This window comes from Acidovorax sp. LjRoot66 (assembly GCF_964253305.1).
Classification (GTDB): domain Bacteria; phylum Pseudomonadota; class Gammaproteobacteria; order Burkholderiales; family Burkholderiaceae_C; genus Acidovorax.
Genome location: NZ_CAXUQU020000001.1, coordinates 3,758,942 through 3,778,101, shown reverse-complemented (window position 1 = coordinate 3,778,101; position 19,160 = coordinate 3,758,942). Strand labels below are relative to the sequence as shown.

Genomic DNA, 19,160 nt, shown 5'->3' with positions numbered 1-19,160 from the left:
GTCGGCTGGCCTGGTCGCCCCCCTCAAAGTATCAACGAATTCGTGGGGAATATCGCGCGCTGGCGTGCAGGCGCCGCCAACTTGCAGGGGCGTGGCAAGGGCGCGACACTGCCCCCCTTGCTCAGCCCAAGCCGAGGGCCTGTGCAAGGTACGGCGCCGTGCGGCTGCTCTTGGCCGCCGCCACGGTGGCCGGGGTGCCCTCTGCCACGATGCGCCCGCCCTCCTCGCCCGCGCCGGGCCCGATGTCGATCACCCAGTCGCAGGCCGCCACCACGCGCATTTCGTGCTCGACCACCACCACCGTGTTGCCTGCAGCCACCAGGCCGTCGAGCTGCGCGAGCAGGCGGTCCACGTCGGCCGGGTGCAGGCCGGTGGTGGGCTCGTCCAGCACGTAAAGGGTTCCACCCCGCTGCTGTGGGCGCTGCAGTTCGGTGGCCAGTTTGATGCGCTGGGCCTCGCCGCCGCTCAGCTCGGTGGCGGGCTGGCCCAGGCGCAGGTAACCGAGGCCGATGTCGCGCAGCACCGCCAGGGGGCGCAGCACCTGGGGTTCGCCGGCAAAGGCATCGCAGGCGGCATCCACCGTGAGGCCCAGCACGTCGGCGATGGACAGGCCGTTCCAGGCAATCTCCAGGGTGGCCGCGTTGTAGCGCGCGCCGTGGCAGGCGGGGCATGGCGCGTACACGCTGGGCATGAACAGCAGCTCCACGCTCACGAAGCCCTCGCCCTCGCAGGTGGCGCAGCGGCCCTTGGCCACGTTGAACGAGAAGCGCCCCGCGTCGTAGCGCCGCTTGCGTGCGGCCGGCGTAGCGGCAAAGAGCTTGCGCACCCCGTCGAACAAGCCCGTGTAGGTGGCCAGGTTGGAGCGCGGCGTGCGGCCAATGGGTTTCTGGTCCACCTGCACCAGGCGCCGGATGTGCTCGCTGCCCGCCGCGATGCGCCCGGCCACCAGAGCGGCATCGCCCGCTGGGGCCTCGCCATCGTCGGGCATGGCGCCGGCCGAGTCCTCCTCGTCCGCCACCACCGGGCGTCCCAGGTGGGCCGAGACCAGTTCCAGAAGGGCCTGGCTCACCAGGCTGGACTTGCCCGAGCCCGAGACACCGGTCACCGCTGCCATGCAGGCCAGCGGAAACGCAGCATCGAGTCCGTGCAGATTGTTGCGCGTGATGCCTTCCAGCCGCAGCCAGCCCTGGGCCTGGCGCGGCGTGCGCTGCACGACGCCACGGGCTGCATCGCCGAACAGGTAGTGCCGCGTCTGCGACCGCTCCACCACGGCCAGGCCGGCCGGCGGGCCGCTGTAGAGCACCTCGCCGCCGTGCTCGCCCGCCGCCGGCCCCACATCCACCAGCCAGTCGGCGCGGCGCATGGTGGCCACGTCGTGTTCCACCACGAAGATCGAGTTGCCCGCGGCCTTCAGGCCCTGCAGCGCCGACAGCAGCGCCTCGCCATCAGCGGGGTGCAGGCCGGCCGAGGGCTCGTCGAGCACATAGACCACGCCGAACAGCTGCGACGAGAGCTGCGAGGCCAGGCGCAGCCGCTGCAGTTCGCCTGGCGAGAGCGTGGGGGTGCTGCGGTCGAGCGAGAGATAGCCCAGGCCCAGGTCGATCAGGGCCAGCACGCGCTTGCGCAGGTCGCTGGCCAGGCGCTGGGCGGCAATCACCTTTTCTTCGGACAGCCAGTGCGTGCGGTGCACGTCGGGCGCGGCGGCGTGGGCCGCAGGGCGCTTGCTTCTGGCGCGGCCTGCGGGCGCATCGGGCGTGGGGTCGCCCTCCCCCAGCCGCCCTTCGGCCGCAGGCCGCAGCAGTTCGGCCAGCGCCGTGAGCGGCAGTTGCGACAGGCTGCCGATGTCGTGCCCGGCAAAGGTGACCGACAGCGCCTCGCTCTTGAGCCGCTTGCCCTGGCACACCGGGCACAGCGTACCCACCATGTACTGTGCCACGCGCTTTTTCATCAGCGCGCTCTGGCTGTGGGTGAAGGTATGCAGCACGTGGCGCCGCGCACCGGTGAAGGTGCCCATGTAGCTCGGGGTGAGCTTGCGCTTCATCGCATCCTTCACCTCGTCGATGCTGAAACCCGCGTACACCGGCACGGTGGGTTGCTCGTCGGTGAAGAGGATCCAGTCGCGCAGCTTTTTGGGCAGCTTGCGCCAGGGCACGTCCACGTCGTGGCCCAGGGTGGTGAGGATGTCGCGCAGGTTCTGCCCCTGCCATGCCAGGGGCCACGCGGCCACCGCGCGCTCGCGGATGGTCAGCGAATCGTCGGGCACCATCGATTGCTCCGTCACCTCGTACACCCTGCCCTGGCCATGGCAGTGCGGGCAGGCGCCCTGCGGGGTGTTGGGCGAAAAGTCCTCGGCATACAGCATGGGCTGGCCGGCGGGGTAGCGGCCGGCGCGCGAGTACAGCATGCGCAGCGGGCTCGATATCGCCGTGACGCTGCCCACCGAAGAACGCGTGCTGGGCGTACCGCGCTGCTGCTGCAGTGCCACGGCGGGCGGCAGCCCGTCGATGCTGTCCACCTGAGGCACGCCGGCCTGCACGATGAGGCGCCGCGCATAGGGCGCCACCGATTCGAGGTAGCGCCGCTGGGCCTCGGCGAACAGCGTGCCGAAGGCCAGGGACGACTTGCCCGACCCCGAGACGCCGGTGAACACCACCAGCGCATCGCGCGGGATGTCCACGTCCACATCTTTCAGGTTGTGCTCGCGGGCGCCGCGCACGCGGACCATGCCACGGGGCGGGGATGTAGAAGCTTGGTCAGGGGAGACAGGAGGCATCGGGGCACGGCGCGAGGCCGGGGAAATCGGGGGCATCGGGGGGTTATCCTAACGGGGACCGGCGGACCCTATTGCGGTGCTGCTCGGCCAGCACCTGCGCCCTGCACCCTTCGCCCCGAAGCGCCTGGCCTGGCCTGGCTCAGCGCACGGCGGCACCTTTGAGTTCCTTCAACAGCAGCACCACCTGGTTGGACGCGTGGCGGCAACTGCTGCCCAGCACCCTGAGCGACTGCTGCTGCTCGCCCGCCTGGAACAAGGTAACCACGGCAGCCGCCTGCTGATGAAAGTATTGGTGCCGGGCCACCAGCATGGCAAAAACCGTGTGCTGCCCGTAACGCGCGTGTCCGGTTCCAAACAGCCAGCGGCCCAGGTCACACCGATGGTCCTGGCAGATCAGCTCCGGCCGCATCACCTCGGACGTGCGGCCATGGGCCATGTCCTCCAGGCGGGTGCGCCAGCGCTCGTGGATGGCGATGTATGCGTCGATGTCCATCTCCAGGGTGAAGTGGTCGGCAACCTCGTCGTCCAGCACAAGTTCGCTGGCGTTGTCCTCCGGGTCCCAGGCTGCTTCAGGGCTGGATCGGACTCGCTCACGGACCCTGAGCAACCGAGTGAAAAATCCCATCTTCATTCCTCTTTGTTCCGCCATTGAGCGGCCATCCCCATACGTTGTCCATGCGTGCCTGCCGGATCAGCCCCGGATCGGCGGCGACGCATGGATGCTGAATGAAGCGGCCACCGAAATCCATAACCCAAATGATCTAGCCCCGCTGTCCCTCGCCAGCCAAACTGGATTCAGCCCCGCACCGCCCCGTGCAGATCGAGTGCGTTGTCCGTCGCGGCGCCGCGGGCCGTGTTGTCGAAGATGCACCACACGCTGCCCGCCTCGCGCGTGGCCGCCTGCAGCCGCAGCGCCAGGGCTTGGATCAGCGCGGCGTCGTAGGCCGAGTAGTACACGCGGGGCGAGCCGTGCAGCCGGCAATAGACCAGCCCGGGCCAGCCGCCGGGTGCCCGCCCACGGTCGTGCAGCACCGGGTCGGCCAGTACGCGGGCGACCCGCCAGTGGGCCAGCAGTGCATCCCCTTCGGCCGTGAACCAGCTGGCATGGCGCGGTTCGACGGCAATGCCGCCCCCGGCATGCCGGCGCCGCAGGCTGCCCAGGAACGCATCGGCCACCGCAATGTCGAGCGACAGGCTGGGCGGCAGCTGGACCAGCAGGCAGCCCAGGCGGGTACCCAGGCCCTCCGCCTGGTCCAGAAAGGCCTGCAGCAAGGGCTCGGTGTCCTTCAGGCGCGCCGTGTGCGTGATGCTGCGCGGCAGCTTGGCGCAAAAGCGGAACGCGGGCGGCGTGGCCGCAGCCCAGCGTTCGTACGTGCTGCGCTGGTGCGACCGGTAGAACGACGAGTTGATCTCGACAGCCGGCAGGTGCTGTGCATAGCGCTCCAGATGGGAGCCAGCAGGGCCTGCCGAGGCAAACCGGTGCTGACTGGCACGCGGCAGGCCCCAGCCCGCGGTGCCGATCATCAGGGGTGCAACGGCGGTGTCGCTCGGATGTGCAGGGCTGTGGGCCACCCCTGCGGGCGTCAGCATGGGGCGGCAGACGCTCGCATGCCCTGCGAGCCGGCGCCGCTGTGTGCGTAGGGGCGCCATGCATGCAATGGCTGGGCCAAGCGGTCCGCCACCACCCTCAGCACAGCTGGGTTCCAGGGCATGCCGCAATGGCTGCCCTCGATTTCGATGGATTCGGCGCGTCCGGCTCGCTTCATGTCTCTGCATGCCTGCCAGGCGACCACGCCATCGGTCCTGCTGTAGATTGACGTGGTAGGCACTGGCGGGGCCGTGCGCAGCTGTCCAATCAGTTTGGAGTCGGCCGGGGGCGTGCTGCCATTGAGCAGGCGGTACACCAGTCCCACGTTGGTGTGTTCGGCGGCGCCCGCAACCGGCGTCCCGATGGTGATCACCTGGCGCACGCGTGAGCGCAGGCGCTTGGCCACTTCGCGCGCATAGATGCCACCCAGGCTCCAGCCAATCAGGCTGATGGGCGCGGCATGGCCGGCGGTTCGCGCTTGCACGTCCTGCGCCAGCGTGTCGAGCCAGGCATCGATCTCACCCTTGGGGCCGGTATTGAGCCCCTGCCCCCAGTCGAAACAGCGGTAACCCAGGCGCTCGCAGAACGAACGCAAGGGCCGCGTCACCAGCCCATTGGTGGCCAGACCGGGAAACACGACGACGGCATGCCGATCACCCTGGGGCAAGGCGGCTTCGCGCATCACCTGGTGCTGCGCAAACTCCCATCCGGCGCGCACGGGCTCAAGCGCCAGCAGTGCGTACGAAGGGGGGCGAATGGGCGAGTTCGATGGCGATCTGCTGGGCATGGAGGGCTCCGATAAGGCTGGCCTCCATGGTGCCGTCACGGGCTCTGGCGCCGTGCAGCACTTCGCCCCAAGCTCGGGTCGGCGCTGTCTTACGCGCTCCAGCCTACTGGATCAGGTTGTTCTTGAGCGCGTAGTAGGTCAGGTCGCTGTTGGAGTCGAGGTGCAGCTTTTCCATCAGGCGGGTGCGGTAGGTGCTCACGGTCTTTACGCTCAGCGACAGGTCTTCGGCGATGTCGCCGACGTTGGCGCCCTGGGCCAGCTTGAGGAACACCTGGAACTCGCGCTCCGACAGGTGCTCGTGCGGGGGCCGCTCACCCGGGCGGTTGAGCTGCTGGGCCAGCAGCTCGGCCACGGTCGGCGTGAGGTAGCGCTTGCCCAGCGCGATGACGCGGATCGCCTCGACAATGTCGGCGGGCTTGCAATCCTTGTTGAGGTAGCCGCTGGCCCCCTGGCGGATGAGGTTGATGGCGTAGTGCTCCTCGGGGTAGCCGCTGAGGATGAGGATGCCCATGTCCGGCGCCTTGGCGCGCAGCATGGACATGGCATCGAGCCCGCTCTGCCCGGGCATGGCCAGGTCCATCACCAGCACGTCGATGTCATGCTCGCGGATGAGGTCGATGGCCTCGCGCCCGTTGGAGGCTTCGCCCTCCACCCGCAGATCCACATGGTCGGCCAGGAACTGGCGCAGGCCTGCACGAACAATTTTGTGGTCATCCACGATGCCGATCTTGATCATTGCGTCTTCTTCTTTGGTTAATGAAAAACTGGTGTAAGTACCGTCAATTCCTGGCTGCATCCTTGGGCACATACGCCAGCAGGCGCATCGCACCCGACAGGGACACGGCCGCCGCCGCATAGCCGTCCCAGGGCGCATTGCCCTGGCGCAGGCGCTCGCCCACCGTACGCACCGTCCAGTGCGCGCCGCTGGTGAGCTGGCCCAGTTCGGACCAGGACACCGGCACCGAGATGCCCATGCCCTCGCGTGAGCGCGCGGACCAGGCGCTCACCGTGGTCGCCCCGCGCCCGTTGCGCAGGTAGTCCACAAAGATCTTGCCCACCCGGTTGCGCGGGCCGCTCTTGGCGACAAAGCGCGCCGGGATGGTCTCGGCCAGGTGCTGCACCACGGCTTGCGAGAAGCCCTTGACCGCATCCCAACCCTGCAGGCGTTTGAGGGGAACGACCACGTGCAGGCCCTTGCCGCCGCTGGTCTTGAGAAAGGCCGGCAGGTGCAGCTCCTGCAGCATCACCTGCACCAGTTGGGCCGCCTCCAGCACGTTGTCCCACGGCACGCCCTCGCCCGGGTCGAGGTCGAAGGTCATGCGGTCGGGCCGCTCGATGCGGTCCTTGCGCGCATTCCAGGTGTGGAACTCCAGAACGTTCATCTGCGCGGCCGACAGCAGCCCCTCGGGTTTGGCCACTTCGAGCAGCGGCGCATGGCCTTCGTCCAGAGCGGGGTCGAGCAGCGTGACGCCGTCCATGGCCCCCTTGTCCAGGTGCTTCTGGAAGAACAGCTCGCCGCCCACGCCATCGGGCGCGCGCACCAGCGAGACGGGCCGGCCCTTGAGGTGCTCCATCATCAGCGGCGCCACGGTGGCGTAGTAGCGCACCAGTTCGATCTTGGTGATACCGGTGGAAGGGTCGATCACGCGGTCGGGGTGCGAGATTCGCAGCGAGTCGGGCAGCGCATCGGATGCCTTGGCAACACCAGCCTTGCGGGCCGGTTTCTTCTTTTTGTCGATGGCTTCCATGGCCTGCGGCTTCTCCTGCGCGATGGTCCGGGCCGGCTTGTCCGCGCGCAGGCCGTGGAATACGGAGTGCCGGATGCGCCCTTCCTTGGTCCACTCGGCAAACGACACCTCGGCAATCAGGCGCGGCTTGACCCAGTGGGCCTTTCTGCCGACGGCAGTGCCCTCGGGGAACGGGCTCTTGGCTGTGGTCAGCGCGGTGAGCCTGGTGTGCAGCTCCTGCAGCGTGCGTTCGGTGAAACCCGTGCCCACATTGCCCGCGTAGCGCAGCGCACCATCGTCGCCATGCACGCCGAGCAGCAGCGAGCCGATGCCGGTGCGCGAGCCCTGCCGGTCGGTGTAGCCGCAGACCACGAACTCCTGCCGATGGCTGCACTTGAGCTTGATCCAGTCGGCATTGCGCCGGGAGGCATAGGCCGCCGACTTGCGCTTGCCGATCACGCCCTCGAAGCCCAGGTGGCAGGCCGACGACACCAGGTCGGAAGGTTTGGCTTCGAAGCTTTCGCTGAAGCGCACGCGGTCGTTGGCCACTTGCTCCACCAGGGCGCGCAGCATCTCGCGGCGCTCCACCACGGGCAGGCCACGCAGGTCGTGCCCATCGGCATAGGGCAGATCGAACGCGTAGTACACCAGGTCCTTGGCCACGCTGGCGTCAAAGGCGTTCTGCAGGGCCTGGAAGTCGGGCGTGCCGTGTGCGTCCAGGGCCACCACCTCGCCGTCGAGCCAGCCAGACGAAAGGGGTAGCTCGCCGATGGCCTTGACCAGTTGGGGCATGCGGTGCGTCCAGTCGTTGCCGTTGCGCGTGAACAGGCGCACCGAGCGGTTGTGCACCCGGGCCAGCAGGCGGTAGCCGTCGAACTTGAGCTCCCAAAGCCAGTCCGTGGTGTCCGCTGGCGGCTTGTCCACCAGCGTGGCCAGCTGCGGCGCCAGGGTGTCGGGCAGCGGCACCTTGGCGAGCTTGGCGGCTTTGGCCTGCACCACGGCACCACGCGCAATGCCTGCGGGCCGGGGCGGTGCCAGGGGCGCCAGCGAGGCCACGCTGTCGGGCATTTCCTCCACCACACTGAACTCTGCAGCCGGCCGCTCGAAATCGTCGTGCTCCTTGATCAGCAGCCACGGGGGCTGCCGTTCATCGCTTTTGCCACCCTTGCCGTGCATGCGCACCAGCGTCCAGTGGCCCTTGAGCTTGTGGCCATGCAGTTCGAACTTGAGCTTGCCCTTGCGGTAGCCCTCGGCCGCATCGCCCAAGGGCACCCAGTAGCCCCGGTCCCAGACGATGACCTTGCCGGCGCCGTACTGCTTGGGGGGTATCTGGCCCTCGAACGTGTTGTACGAGATGGGGTGGTCTTCCACCTGCACGGCCATGCGCTTGTCGGACGGGTCCAGGCTCGGGCCCTTGGGCACGGCCCAGCTCTTCATGCTGCCGTCGAGCTCCAGACGCAGGTCGTAGTGCAGGCGGCTGGCCCAGTGCTTCTGGATCACGTACTGCAGCGCCTCCCCACCCGGCGCCCCGCCATCGGCTGGCTCGGGCGTGATGGCAAAGTTGCGCTTTTGCTTGTACAGGGCAAGGGAGTCGGCCATGGGGTGGTCTTTCGCCATCTCTTTCGCCATACCTCAGGCCGCCCGGCGCGCCAGGGTCTTCTTGGCGGGCGCCTTCTTCGCCGGGGCCTTGGCGGCGGCCTTTTTTGCAGGCAGCTTCTTCGCCGCAGTCTTCTTCGCTGCGGGCAAGGGCGTGACCGATGCCGGCTTGCCCTTGGCCTGTACCGCAGTTGCCTTGCCGCCCTTGCCCTCCAGGCTGCGCTTGAGCAGCGCGGTCAGGTCCAGCACGTCGGCGCCGGCCGGGGCGCTTTCCTTGCCACTGTCGACCTTGACCACGGCTGCGGTCTCGCCCGAGGCCACCTTGGTCTCCACGAGCTTGTGGATCTCCTGCGCGAAGGAATTGCGAAAGCTGTCGGCATCCCAGGCCTGCGTCATGTCCTCGATGAGTTGCAGCGCCATGTCCATTTCGGCCGGCTTGATGCCAGCGGCCTTGGCGTCGAGGGGAGGCAGGTTCAGCTGCTCGAACGAACGGATCTCGCCACCCCAGCGCAGCAGGTTCAGGACCAGCGCGCGCCCACAGGGGATCAGCACCGCCAGGTGCTGCTTGGACTGGATGACCACCTTGGCCACGCCCACCTTGTTGCTTTGGCGCAGGGCCTCGCGCAGCAGCGCATAGACCTTCTCGCCGCGCTTGAGCGGGGCCGTGTAGTAGGGCCGCTCCAGGTAGACGAAGGGAATCTCGTCGGCATCGAGAAAGGTCTCGATCTCGATGGTCTGCGTGATCTTGGGGTAGGCGGCCGCGATCTCTTCGGGCGTGAGCACCACGTAGTGCCCGTCCTCGTATTCGATGCCCTTGACGATGTCGGCCGTGGCGATCTCCTTGCCCGTGACCTTGTTCACGCGCTTGTAGCCCACGGGCTCCATGGAGCGCTTGTCGAGCCAGTCGAAGTCGATGCCCGAGCTCGCCGTGGCCGAGTACAGCCCCACGGGAATGTGCACCAGTCCAAAGCTGATGGCCCCCTTCCACATCGTGCGGGTGGAAGTCGGTGCCTTGCCTGCGTCCTCTTTGTCCTGGGCCATCGCAATGCCCCTCAGCGGGCGTGGCTCAGGTACTCGCGCACCTTGTCGGCCGAGGAGCCGACGGCCGCCACGGCCTCGCGCAGCTGCGCCTCGGTAACGCCCAGGCTGTTGGTCCAGTCGCGCACTTCGTAGTGCTCGGCGAGGCTGATGAAATGGCGGTCTTGGGCGGTCTTGCTGTGGTCGTCGCTCATGGCGTGGTTCCTTCTCAGAGGGTGCTCTGGAAATTACCACCCGCCTCAGGACGGCCTTGTAGGACAGCAGCCGATCCACCCCCCGGCGAAATGCCCGGCCTGGGCGTCAGGGGGTCTGCAGACGTATGTGCAAGTGAGGCCCGGCCGTCAGGTCAAAGACATCGGCCCGGGCCAGATCGGGGCAGTGGTGGAACTGCGCTTCGACGAAGTCCGCCGTGAGCTGGCTGGCAACGGCTTCGAGCAAGGCCTGGACAGTGGCCAGCCCGCCGCCCGCGACTCCGCTGCCCTCCAGCGTATAGCTGTAGCGGCCCTGCCGGTGCGTGACGAGTGCCAACGCGATCAGGTGGCCCTCGGTGTCGCCCGCGTAGACGCGCCCTCCAGGGAAAAAGAGGGTGTAGCAGCGCACTTTCTGCAGCTGGTCCTGACCGGGCGGGTGGGCGATGGTGACCTCCGATGAGATGGGCGGATGGCAAATCAGCGTTGGCTGCCACGGCAGCTGGCTTGGCAAATTCTGCAGCCTGAACCGCATGCGCGCAAGAGTCAGGGCCAGCCCGCGCAGTGCAATCCGGCCGTGTCCTACAGAGCCATGCCTGCGGATTTCCTACGATGTTTACGTCCGGTCACGTTCGCCGTGGCCTGTGCCTGCAGGGACATTGCAGGTCCCAGTACCGGAGGGTTTCCATTGCAGCCCACTCCATCCCATCTATTCTTGATCGCGCACCGATGGCAGCCACCAGAAACAAGAAGAATGCTCCTGCTGAAACGTCTGCAGGCATCGCGAAGTCGCCCACCGGCATTGCAGGCCTCGATGAAATCACCGAAGGTGGACTGCCCGCCGGCCGCCCTACCCTGGTGTGCGGCGCAGCGGGCTGCGGCAAGACCATGCTGGCGGCGGAGTTCCTCGTCAAGGGCGCCACGGAGTATGCAGAGCCTGGCGTCTTCATGATGTTCGAGGAGTCGACCGAGGAGCTGGTAGAGAACATGCGCTCGCTGGGCTTCGACCTTGACCAGTTGCAGCAGCAAAAGAAGCTGGCGCTGGACTTCGTGCGCGTAGAGCGCAGCGAGATCGAGGAGACCGGCGAATACGATCTGGAGGGCCTGTTCATCCGCCTAGGCTACGCCATCGATTCGATCGGTGCCAAGCGCGTGGTGCTGGACACCGTGGAGGCATTGTTTGCCGGCGTGCCCAACCACGCCATCCTGCGCGCCGAGTTGCGCCGCCTGTTCCGCTGGCTCAAGGACAAGGGCGTCACGGCCATCATCACCGCCGAGCGCGGCGAGAGCGCCTTCACCCGCTATGGGCTGGAGGAGTACGTGGCCGACTGCGTGATACTGCTGGACCACCGCATCGAAGACCAGGTCTCCACCCGCCGCCTGCGCGTGGTGAAGTACCGTGGCTCGGCCCATGGCACCAACGAATACCCGTTTTTGATCGGCAGGCATGGTATCTCTGTGCTGCCCATCACCTCGATGGCATTGAACCACCAGGCATCGCGCGAGCGCATGTCCACGGGCATTGGCGGGCTCGATGAAATGCTGGGTGGCCAGGGGATCTACCGTGGCAGCAGCCTGCTGGTGTCGGGCGCGCCCGGCACGGGCAAGAGCAGCATGGCCGCCAGCTTCGTCGATGCGGCCTGCGCGCGCGGGGAGAAGGCCATCCTTTTCACCTACGAAGAGTCCGAGAGCCAGCTGCTGCGCAACATGGAGTCCATCGGCCTGAAGCTGCGCCGCTGGGTGGACAAGGGCCTGCTCAAGATCGAATCCACCCGCCCCACCCTGCAGGGGCTGGAGCAGCACCTGGCCCATGTGTACGACCTGGTGCGCGACTTGCATCCGCAAGTGGTGGCGGTGGACCCGATCAGCAACCTAACCGCGCAGAAAGATGATTCGGGCCTCAAGCTCACGCTGATGCGGCTCATCGACTTCCTCAAGACCGAGGGCACGACGGCGCTGCTCACCAGCCTCACGGCCGATGCGGCGCCCTTGCCGGTCGCCACGTCGGAAGTCGGAGTGTCCTCGCTCATGGACAGCTGGCTGCTGCTGGCCAACGTGGCCGTCAACGGCGAGCGCACGCGCACGCTGCAGGTGCTCAAGTCGCGCGGCATGCCGCACTCCAACCAGGTGCGCGAATTCGTCTTCTCCGACACGGGCGTGGACCTGGTGGACGTGTACCTCTATGGCGACCAGGTGCTCACCGGCACCGCACGCGTCGCGCATGAGGCGCAGGTGCTGGCCGCCAACGACCTGCGCGGGCGCGACCACGAGCGCCGCCTGCGCGACCTGGCCAACCGCCGCAAGGCCCTGGACGCTCAGATCGCGGCCTTGAACACAGAGGCACTGGAGCGGGCCGGCGAGGTGGAGTTCGCCATCGAGCGCGAAACCATGGAGGCCCTGGGCGCGCAGGAGCGTGCCCGCAGCATTGCGGCCAAGCGCGGTACCGCCAGCACCGGCGGCAAGGTCGCGCCTCAACCCGCGTCGCCCAAAGGATGATCGATATGGCAACCCCCTCCACCCTGCGCGAAAGGCCCACCGCCGAGCCGCTCAAACCCGAGTGGCAGCTCAGGCTCTACGTGGCCGGCTCCACCCCCCGCTCCAATGCCGCGCTGGACAACCTCAAGCGCCTGTGCGAGACGCATCTGGCCGGGCGCTACAGTATCGAAGTCGTGGATCTGCTGCTCAACCCGCAACTGGCGGCGGGCGATCAGATCCTGGCCGTACCCACCCTGGTGCGCAAGTTCCCCGAGCCGATCCGCAAGATCATCGGCGACCTGTCGAACGAGGAACGTGTACTCGTCGGGCTCGATGTGAAGCCCCTCGTTTGAACCCCATGGCACCTACCGAAACCCGCCATGCCCAGCACGAACAGCCCGCCGAGGTTTCGCAGCCCAACGACTACCGGCTCTACGTGAGCATGGCCTCGCCGATCTCGCTGCGTGCCATCGCCAACGCGCGCCGCATTCTGCAGGAGGCCTATCCCGGCACGCACCTGCTCACGGTGCTGAACATCGCCGAACATGTGGATCTGGCGCGTGCCGACCAGATCATCGTCTCGCCCACCTTGCTGCGCCTGGCGCCGCTGCCGCAGCGCCGCTTCATCGGCGACCTGTCGGACCTGAACCGGCTGCGCAGGGCCTTCGGCATACTGCCGGCGCAGGGGGCCGCATGACAGCAAACGGATTCGACCCCGCCCCGAGCCTGGCCGGAGAGACCGCCCTTGCCGCCGAGAACGCCTCGCTCAGGCTGCGGCTGCAGGAGTTGGAAGAAACGCTGCATGCCATCCACACCGGCGATGTGGATGCGCTTGTCGTCAACAACGCCATCTACACGCTGGAGAGTGCACACGCGGCCACCGACCAGCTGCGCCAGGACGTGCTGGGCCAGATGGAGGACGCCGTCTTCGCCTTCGACCAGGATGGGCTGGTGATGTACATCAACGCCGCCGCAGAGCGGCTCTATGGCGTGCGGTCCTCCGATGTGCTGGGCCAGCCCCGGCAGTTCATCTTTACCGAGATGCCTGGCATGGGCGAACCGGATGTGTCACCTGCCGCACCAGGGGCGCTGGCCACCCTGGGCACCCTGCACCGTTTGAACGATGGCCGGCTGATCGATGTGGAGGCCGTGGTTTCGCCCCTGCTCGGCCCACTGGGCCGGCCCCTGGGTTCGCTGGCCGTGGTGCGCGACATCACCCAGCGCCGGCGCGCTGAGCACTGGCGCAACCTGCTGGCGCGCCTGCCGGAGCGTCTGCGCGAGGTGGGCGACCTGCCAGGCATGGCGCAGGAGGGGGCGCGCCTGCTGGGCGAGACACTGCGCCTGGCGCGCGTGTGCTACGGCACCATCGACGACACGGGCGAGCTGTGCACCATCGACCAGGACTGGTGCGCCCACGGCCTGGCCACGCTGGCTGGCACCTGGCGCATGCACGACCTGGGCTCCTGCGCCGATGGTCTTTGGCACGGAGAACCCCTGGTGGTTGCCGACACCGGGGCCGACCCGGAGCGCTACCCAGAAGGCACACTCGATACCCAGGGCGTGCGCGCCCTGCTGAGCGTGCCGCTGATCGAGCAGGGCAAGCTCGTGGCCATCCTGTTCCTGCACCATGCGGACGCGCGCCACTGGACAGCCGATGAAATCGACTTCGTGCGCGAGTTTGCCGAGCGCATCCGCTCCGTCTGCGAACGGGTGCGCAGCGCCAATGCCCTGGCGCTCAGCGAGGCGCGGCTGCGCGATGTGAATGAAAACCTGGAAGCCACCGTGGCGGCGCGCACGGGCGAGCTGATGGCGGTTGAAGAGGCACTGCGCCAGTCGCAGAAGATGGAGGCCGTGGGCCAGCTCACGGGCGGCATTGCGCACGATTTCAACAACCTGCTGGGCGCTGTGAGCGCCAGCCTGCAGGTGCTCAAGGTGCGCATGCGCCAGGGCAAGCTCGACCAGGCCGAACGCTACATCGGCATGGGCCAGGACTCGGTCAAGCGCGCCGCCGCGCTGACCCAGCGCCTGCTGGCCTTTGCCCGGCGCCAGACACTGGACCCCAGGGCCACCGACCTCAACCGGCTGGTGGCAGGGCTCGAAGAACTGGTGCGCCGCACCGTGGGGCCGGACGTGCAGGTCGAGTGCACGGCCGCCGAGGGCCTGTGGACCACCCGGGTGGACCCCTCGCAGCTGGAAAACTCGCTGCTCAACCTGTGCATCAACGCGCGCGACGCCATGCTGCCCGGCGGCGGGCACCTGGCCATAGTCACCGCCAACATCGCGGCCACGGACACCGTGCTGCGCAGCCTGGGCCTGCCTGCGGCAGACTACGTGTGCCTGTCTGTCACCGACACCGGCTCGGGCATGCCGGCCGAGCTGATCGAGCAGATCTTCGACCCCTTCTTCACCACCAAGCCCACCGGCCAGGGCACCGGCCTGGGCCTGTCGATGGTGTATGGCTTCGTGCGCCAGTCGGGCGGCCACGTGCGCGTGCAGTCCGAAGTCGGCGTGGGCACCACCATGCGCCTGTACCTGCCGCGCCATGACGGCCAGGTTCTGGAAGACGCGGCCGATGGCCCTGCCGACACCGTGCAGCAGGGCGAGGGCGAGACCCTTCTGGTGGTGGAGGACGAAAGCACCATCCGCACCTTGACGGTGGAGGTGCTCAAGGACGCCGACTACGTGGTGGTCGAGGCCCACGACGGCCCGAGCGCCCTGCGCACCCTGCAAGCCATGCGCCGCGTGGACCTGCTGATCACCGACGTGGGCCTGCCCGGCGGCCTCAACGGCCGCCAGGTGGCAGACGCAGCCCGCCAGGACCGGCCCGAATTGAAAGTGCTGTTCATCACCGGCTTCGCCCAGAACGCCGCCGTGGGCAATGGCCTGCTCGATGCCGGCATGGAGGTCATGACCAAGCCCTTCGAGCTCACGGCACTGGCCAGGAAGGTGCGCGACATGATGGATGGGCAGACCGACCGCACGCGGCCGGCCGCGCCCCAGTGAACCGCATGATCCGGCGCCCTTTGCTGCAGGGCGAGGGCACTCAGATCGGTTTCTGATCGTCTCCGTCTTCAGTCTTGAGCAGGCCGCGGATGTTCATGGCCGCCAGGCAGACCTGCAGCGCGATCAACGCGATGGCGTGGGAGTACAGGCCCCAGGCTACCCATAGCACATTGCTGGCCAAGAACACCCAGAACCCGATGTTGCGGCGCGCGGACGCGTTGGACCCCACCAGCCAGGCCGCCAGCACCGACGCCGCAAATGCGGGCCACTGCGCCCAGTCCAGCCAATCGTTCATGGGGTGCTCGCCTTGCGCCGGTTTAGAGAATGGCGGGCAGCACGGCCAGTGCACCGCCCAGCTGCAGCAGCGTGGCGCCAAAGCCGGCCGGTGCACGAAACTGCTTGCGCGCACTGGTCGTCACGCGGGTGGCTGCGGTCCAGGCAATGGACAGGCCGCGTTCCTGCAGCCGATGCACCAGAGCAACGTCCTCACCGGTGGCCAGAGACTCAAAGCCGCCCACCTCCCTGTAGGCCTGCGCCGTGACACCGATATTGGCCCCGTGGATGTGGCGGTGGCCATCACAGTCCTGGTACAGCGCATCGAACTGCTCGCGGACCCCGTCGCCATGCGCTCCCCAGTCGCGCACCTGCACTGTGCCGCACACTGCATCGGCCTGCTGGCAAAGCTGCTGTGCAATCCAGTTGGGCGCCACCTCGCTGTCGGCATCGGTAAAGGCCAGCCAGCGCGCGCCGGCCGCCAGTGCCAGCTGGGCGCCGATGGCGCGGGCCGCGCCTACATTGCGTGCGTGGCAGACCACGGTGCGCACACCCAGCCCGGCTGCAATGGTCTGCGTTGCGTCGCTGCAATCGTCCAGCACCACGATCAGGAGCACGCGCTCGCCCGCCAGATCGGGGCAAGCCGAGGCGGCGGTGAGTGATTGAAGGCAGGCCGCGATGTGGTCTTCTTCGTTGTGCGCGGGGACGATGACGGCGATCATGCCCAGCCTCTGGCTCGCGAAGCCCGGGGCACCGTGACGGCGGCACCGCACATCATTCCGAGGAATCGGGCGAACCGGCCGTTGCCAGCGTTGTGTCTGGCGCCGCGTTCGCCTGCACCTGTGCGCCCTTGCTCTGCCAGAAACCAGGGTCCATGCTGTTGGCCAGCACCATGGCCAGCACGACCAGGGCGGTAGCCACTTCTGCATACAGCAGGCCACGGCTTTCCCAAGGAGACACGGGTTGGGGGAACTCGCCGGCAGGGCCGTGGGAAGTGCGAGCAGGCGGAGTTTGGGTGGTCACGGAATGCTCCTGGTAGTAGGTAGCCAAAAGTAATCGTTGGCAGGCGTGGGGCTTGTCGGACAGCATCCCAAAGCAGTGTCGTGCCACCGCAAATCTCCCAGTGGAATGTTCCCGAAACTGTCGGTGAAGGAACCGGGCATTCGTCCCACAGCACAGCCCGCCCGGTGCCGACCAGGCCCTGCACGCATACCCGCCAGAGTAGGAAGATCTCCAAACAAGGCCTCCTGCATGTCCGTCCCCACTGTCCGCCAGATCGTTCCCAACCCGGTTGTCACGGTTTCCGCGCTCTCCGAGGCCTTGCCTGCGCTAGCGGCGTTGCCGGTTGCGGCCCAGTTGCGGCAACTGGTGGGCATGGGCCTGGCCCGGTTACCGCAGCCTGGCAAGGGCAACACTTTGCAGCGTTGGCAGGCGCTCAGCCGTGTAGCGCAGCACAGCCTTTCGCTGGCCAAGCTGTACGAAGGGCACACCGATGCGCTGGCCATCCAGCATGAACTGGGTCACGCCCCCATTCAGACGAACGCTACATGGGCCGTCTGGGCCGCCGAAGGGGCGGGCCAGATGGCACGGATCAGCCCGCCAGGCAACGGCCGGCAGGTCACGCTGTCCGGCACCAAGGCCTGGTGCTCCGGTGCGCAGGGCGTGAGCCACGCCCTGCTCACCGCCTGGCTTGAAGGGCAGGACCAGAGCCAGCTGGTGGCGGTGGATCTGTCACACCCCAGCATTCACATGAACACCGACGCCTGGCAGGCTGTGGGAATGGCCGACACCCTGAGCGCGGAAGTCGCCTTCGATGGCACGCCCGCCACCCTGGTGGGAGACCCTGGCGACTACCTGCAACGGCCCGGTTTCTGGCACGGGGGCGCGGGCATCGCAGCCTGTTGGCATGGCGGCACGCTGGCCGTGGCCGAGGCGCTGTACCAAGGCATGCGGGCGGCCTCACCCGAGCACTCGGCGTTTGCGTCCCGCTGCGCAGCATTCGGCAAGGTGGACAGGGTGCTCGCGGGCCTTGCGGCCCTGTTGCGCGAGAGCGCCGACTGGATCGATGCACATCCGCATGCAGACGCCATGGCCGTGGCCCTGCGTTTGCGCCAGGCCGCCGAGGCAGGCGCCCATTGCGTGCTGGAGGAAACCGGGCGCGCGCTGGGCGCCACGCCCTACTGCCGCGACGCCGCCTTTGCCCGCGCGGCGGCAGACCTGCCGGTCTTCATTCGGCAGAGCCATGGCGCGCGCGACGACGCAGCCCTGGCAAACGCCGTGCTGGCGCAGGAGCACTACCCATGGGCACTGTGAGCCCCGCCGCCACGGTGGATGGGCGGGACCCTGCCACCCGCTTCATCAGCTCCCCGCGCGCGGCCTCGCGGTTCTGGGAGTCCTGGCTACGGGAACAAGGCATTCCGCGTCTGCCCGCCAGGCAGTTGGTGGGCCAGCACCAGCGCCTTGTGGTGGTAGCGCCGCACCCGGACGACGAGATTCTGGCCTGTGGCGCCCTGCTCTACGCCCACCTGGCGCAGGGCGGCACCTGCCTGCTGGTAGCGGTCACCGACGGCGAGGCCAGCACGGCAGGGGCTCCCGGGCACGATCCATTGGCCCTTGCCAGTCAACGCAGGAAGGAAAGTGCCGCGGGGCTGAAGCGCCTGGGAGTGGCCGAGCCAGACGTCGTGCGGCTCGGTCTGCCCGACGGAGGGTTGCAGGATCACACGGAAGATCTGCGAGCCCAGGTGGCGCACCTGGTACGGCCCGGGGACGTGGTGCTCACCACCTGGCGCCGCGACGGGCACCCGGACCACGAAGCCTGTGGAAACGCCTGTGCTGCGGCATGCGACACCAACGCAGCCACCCTGCTCGAGGCGCCCGTATGGATGTGGCACTGGGCCGAGCCCTGGGACCCGCAGGTGGATTGGACCCGGCTCACGGGTGTGGGTGTGGACAACGACACCGTAGCCCGCAAACTCCATGCACTGGCCGCGCACCGCTCTCAGCTCACGTCGCGCTCCCCTGCCCTGCCTCCGGTGCTGGATTCCGCCCTCATCGAGCGCGCTGGTTGGGACACCGAATACTTCTTCGCACCATGACTGCACCCGCACCGCAAAACCTGTTCGATCCCCTGTTCGCCCGGGGACCCGATCCCTGGCATTTCGAGAGCAGTTGGTACGAGGCACGCAAGCGCGACATGCTGCTAGCCAGCCTGCCACGCCCGCGCTATGCATCGGCGTTTGAGCCGGGCTGTGCGAGCGGCTTTATTTCGGAGCACCTGGCGCAGCGCTGCGACCGGCTGCTGGCCTGGGACGGGGCACACCGTGCAGTGGACTATGCGGCCCAGAGGCTGAGGCCCTATGCGCACGCTCAGGCAGCGCACGGCTGGGTACCGGACCATTGGCCTGAGGGCCGTTTCGACCTTATCGTGCTCAGCGAACTGCTGTACTACCTGAAGGAGGACGACATCGAGCGCCTGGCGCAACGCTGCCGCACCACTTTGCTGGCTACAGGGCCAGAAGCCATCGTCGTCGCCTGCCATTGGCTCCAGCCGTTCAAGGACTTTCCGCTGGGCGGGGCCCGCGTGCACGAAATCTTGCACCAGCACTTGCAGATTCCGCGCGTGGCGCAGTGGCGTGACGCAGACTTTGGCCTGGAGATATGGTCCAGCGACCCGCTGAGCGTGGCCCAGCGCGAAGGGCGCAGGGCCTGAGTA

Annotated in this window: 19 protein-coding genes; 7 read left to right on the top strand and 12 right to left on the bottom strand. The window is 67.8% G+C overall.

Features of this window, described 5'->3' with window-relative positions:
• Positions 1 to 121 precede the first annotated feature (121 nt).
• From ACSQ3Y_RS17840 to ACSQ3Y_RS17800, 9 genes are all read right to left on the bottom strand, one after another.
• Positions 122 to 2,773, bottom strand: a complete 2,652-nt coding sequence (locus tag ACSQ3Y_RS17840; protein ID WP_436180133.1) for an excinuclease ABC subunit A — start codon at positions 2,771 to 2,773, stop codon at positions 122 to 124.
• Positions 2,774 to 2,912: 139 nt separating this feature from the next.
• Complete coding sequence (locus ACSQ3Y_RS17835; protein WP_428000883.1) at positions 2,913 to 3,398, bottom strand: CZB domain-containing protein; 486 nt, start codon at positions 3,396 to 3,398, stop codon at positions 2,913 to 2,915.
• A gap of 170 nt (positions 3,399 to 3,568) precedes the next feature.
• The gene (locus ACSQ3Y_RS17830) at positions 3,569 to 4,363 is read right to left on the bottom strand and encodes a DUF72 domain-containing protein (RefSeq protein ID WP_436178304.1); all 795 of its coding nucleotides are present in this window, start codon (positions 4,361 to 4,363) and stop codon (positions 3,569 to 3,571) included.
• Positions 4,357 to 5,148 carry an esterase/lipase family protein gene (locus ACSQ3Y_RS17825; RefSeq protein WP_436178303.1) on the bottom strand — a complete coding sequence of 264 codons (792 nt, stop codon included), beginning with the start codon at positions 5,146 to 5,148 and terminating at the stop codon, positions 4,357 to 4,359. The genes ACSQ3Y_RS17830 and ACSQ3Y_RS17825 overlap by 7 nt, the downstream gene beginning before the upstream one ends.
• Positions 5,149 to 5,251: 103 nt before the next feature.
• Positions 5,252 to 5,884 (bottom strand): response regulator, encoded by a 633-nt coding sequence (locus tag ACSQ3Y_RS17820; protein WP_057202890.1) that lies wholly within the window; start codon positions 5,882 to 5,884, stop codon positions 5,252 to 5,254.
• Between the two features lie 43 nt (positions 5,885 to 5,927).
• A complete protein-coding gene (ligD, locus tag ACSQ3Y_RS17815) occupies positions 5,928 to 8,474 on the bottom strand; it encodes a DNA ligase D (RefSeq protein WP_436178302.1) in 2,547 nt (848 codons plus the stop codon).
• 33 nt (positions 8,475 to 8,507) lie between these two features.
• Positions 8,508 to 9,512 (bottom strand): Ku protein, encoded by a 1,005-nt coding sequence (locus ACSQ3Y_RS17810; RefSeq protein WP_436178301.1) that lies wholly within the window; start codon positions 9,510 to 9,512, stop codon positions 8,508 to 8,510.
• Between the two features lie 11 nt (positions 9,513 to 9,523).
• Positions 9,524 to 9,703 (bottom strand): DUF3606 domain-containing protein, encoded by a 180-nt coding sequence (locus ACSQ3Y_RS17805; RefSeq protein ID WP_057202893.1) that lies wholly within the window; start codon positions 9,701 to 9,703, stop codon positions 9,524 to 9,526.
• Between the two features lie 106 nt (positions 9,704 to 9,809).
• The gene (locus ACSQ3Y_RS17800; RefSeq protein ID WP_436178300.1) at positions 9,810 to 10,109 is read right to left on the bottom strand and encodes a hypothetical protein; all 300 of its coding nucleotides are present in this window, start codon (positions 10,107 to 10,109) and stop codon (positions 9,810 to 9,812) included.
• A 317-nt stretch (positions 10,110 to 10,426) separates the two neighbouring features.
• Here ACSQ3Y_RS17800 and kaiC point away from each other — a divergent pair, with 317 nt between their 5' ends.
• The 4 genes from kaiC to ACSQ3Y_RS17780 are packed head-to-tail and all read left to right on the top strand — an operon-like array spanning position 10,427 to position 15,175.
• Complete coding sequence (gene kaiC, locus ACSQ3Y_RS17795) at positions 10,427 to 12,193, top strand: circadian clock protein KaiC (protein WP_436178299.1); 1,767 nt, start codon at positions 10,427 to 10,429, stop codon at positions 12,191 to 12,193.
• Between the two features lie 5 nt (positions 12,194 to 12,198).
• Positions 12,199 to 12,525, top strand: coding sequence for a circadian clock KaiB family protein (locus ACSQ3Y_RS17790; RefSeq protein WP_057267475.1), 327 nt, complete (start codon positions 12,199 to 12,201; stop codon positions 12,523 to 12,525).
• Between the two features lie 5 nt (positions 12,526 to 12,530).
• Positions 12,531 to 12,869, top strand: a complete 339-nt coding sequence (locus tag ACSQ3Y_RS17785; protein ID WP_057202897.1) for a circadian clock KaiB family protein — start codon at positions 12,531 to 12,533, stop codon at positions 12,867 to 12,869.
• Entirely contained in the window at positions 12,866 to 15,175 is a 2,310-nt protein-coding gene (locus tag ACSQ3Y_RS17780; RefSeq protein WP_436178298.1) for an ATP-binding protein, read from the top strand. The genes ACSQ3Y_RS17785 and ACSQ3Y_RS17780 overlap by 4 nt, the downstream gene beginning before the upstream one ends.
• Positions 15,176 to 15,215: 40 nt before the next feature.
• Here ACSQ3Y_RS17780 and ACSQ3Y_RS17775 read toward each other — a convergent pair whose 3' ends face one another.
• The 3 genes from ACSQ3Y_RS17775 to ACSQ3Y_RS17765 are packed head-to-tail and all read right to left on the bottom strand — an operon-like array spanning position 15,216 to position 16,471.
• Positions 15,216 to 15,470, bottom strand: a complete 255-nt coding sequence (locus ACSQ3Y_RS17775; RefSeq protein WP_436178297.1) for a hypothetical protein — start codon at positions 15,468 to 15,470, stop codon at positions 15,216 to 15,218.
• Between the two features lie 22 nt (positions 15,471 to 15,492).
• Positions 15,493 to 16,170 (bottom strand): glycosyltransferase, encoded by a 678-nt coding sequence (locus ACSQ3Y_RS17770; protein ID WP_436178296.1) that lies wholly within the window; start codon positions 16,168 to 16,170, stop codon positions 15,493 to 15,495.
• Between the two features lie 52 nt (positions 16,171 to 16,222).
• The gene (locus ACSQ3Y_RS17765) at positions 16,223 to 16,471 is read right to left on the bottom strand and encodes a hypothetical protein (RefSeq protein WP_436178295.1); all 249 of its coding nucleotides are present in this window, start codon (positions 16,469 to 16,471) and stop codon (positions 16,223 to 16,225) included.
• 228 nt (positions 16,472 to 16,699) lie between these two features.
• On the opposite strand from ACSQ3Y_RS17765, the gene ACSQ3Y_RS17760 reads away from it, so the two are divergent.
• Genes ACSQ3Y_RS17760 through ACSQ3Y_RS17750 form a run of 3 tightly spaced genes read left to right on the top strand, consistent with a single transcriptional unit; the run spans position 16,700 to position 19,157 of the window.
• Complete coding sequence (locus tag ACSQ3Y_RS17760; protein ID WP_436178294.1) at positions 16,700 to 17,761, top strand: acyl-CoA dehydrogenase; 1,062 nt, start codon at positions 16,700 to 16,702, stop codon at positions 17,759 to 17,761.
• A complete protein-coding gene (locus ACSQ3Y_RS17755; RefSeq protein WP_436178293.1) occupies positions 17,749 to 18,543 on the top strand; it encodes a PIG-L deacetylase family protein in 795 nt (264 codons plus the stop codon). Before ACSQ3Y_RS17760 ends, ACSQ3Y_RS17755 begins: the two co-directional genes overlap by 13 nt.
• Positions 18,540 to 19,157, top strand: coding sequence for an SAM-dependent methyltransferase (locus ACSQ3Y_RS17750; RefSeq protein ID WP_436178292.1), 618 nt, complete (start codon positions 18,540 to 18,542; stop codon positions 19,155 to 19,157). Before ACSQ3Y_RS17755 ends, ACSQ3Y_RS17750 begins: the two co-directional genes overlap by 4 nt.
• Positions 19,158 to 19,160 lie beyond the last annotated feature (3 nt).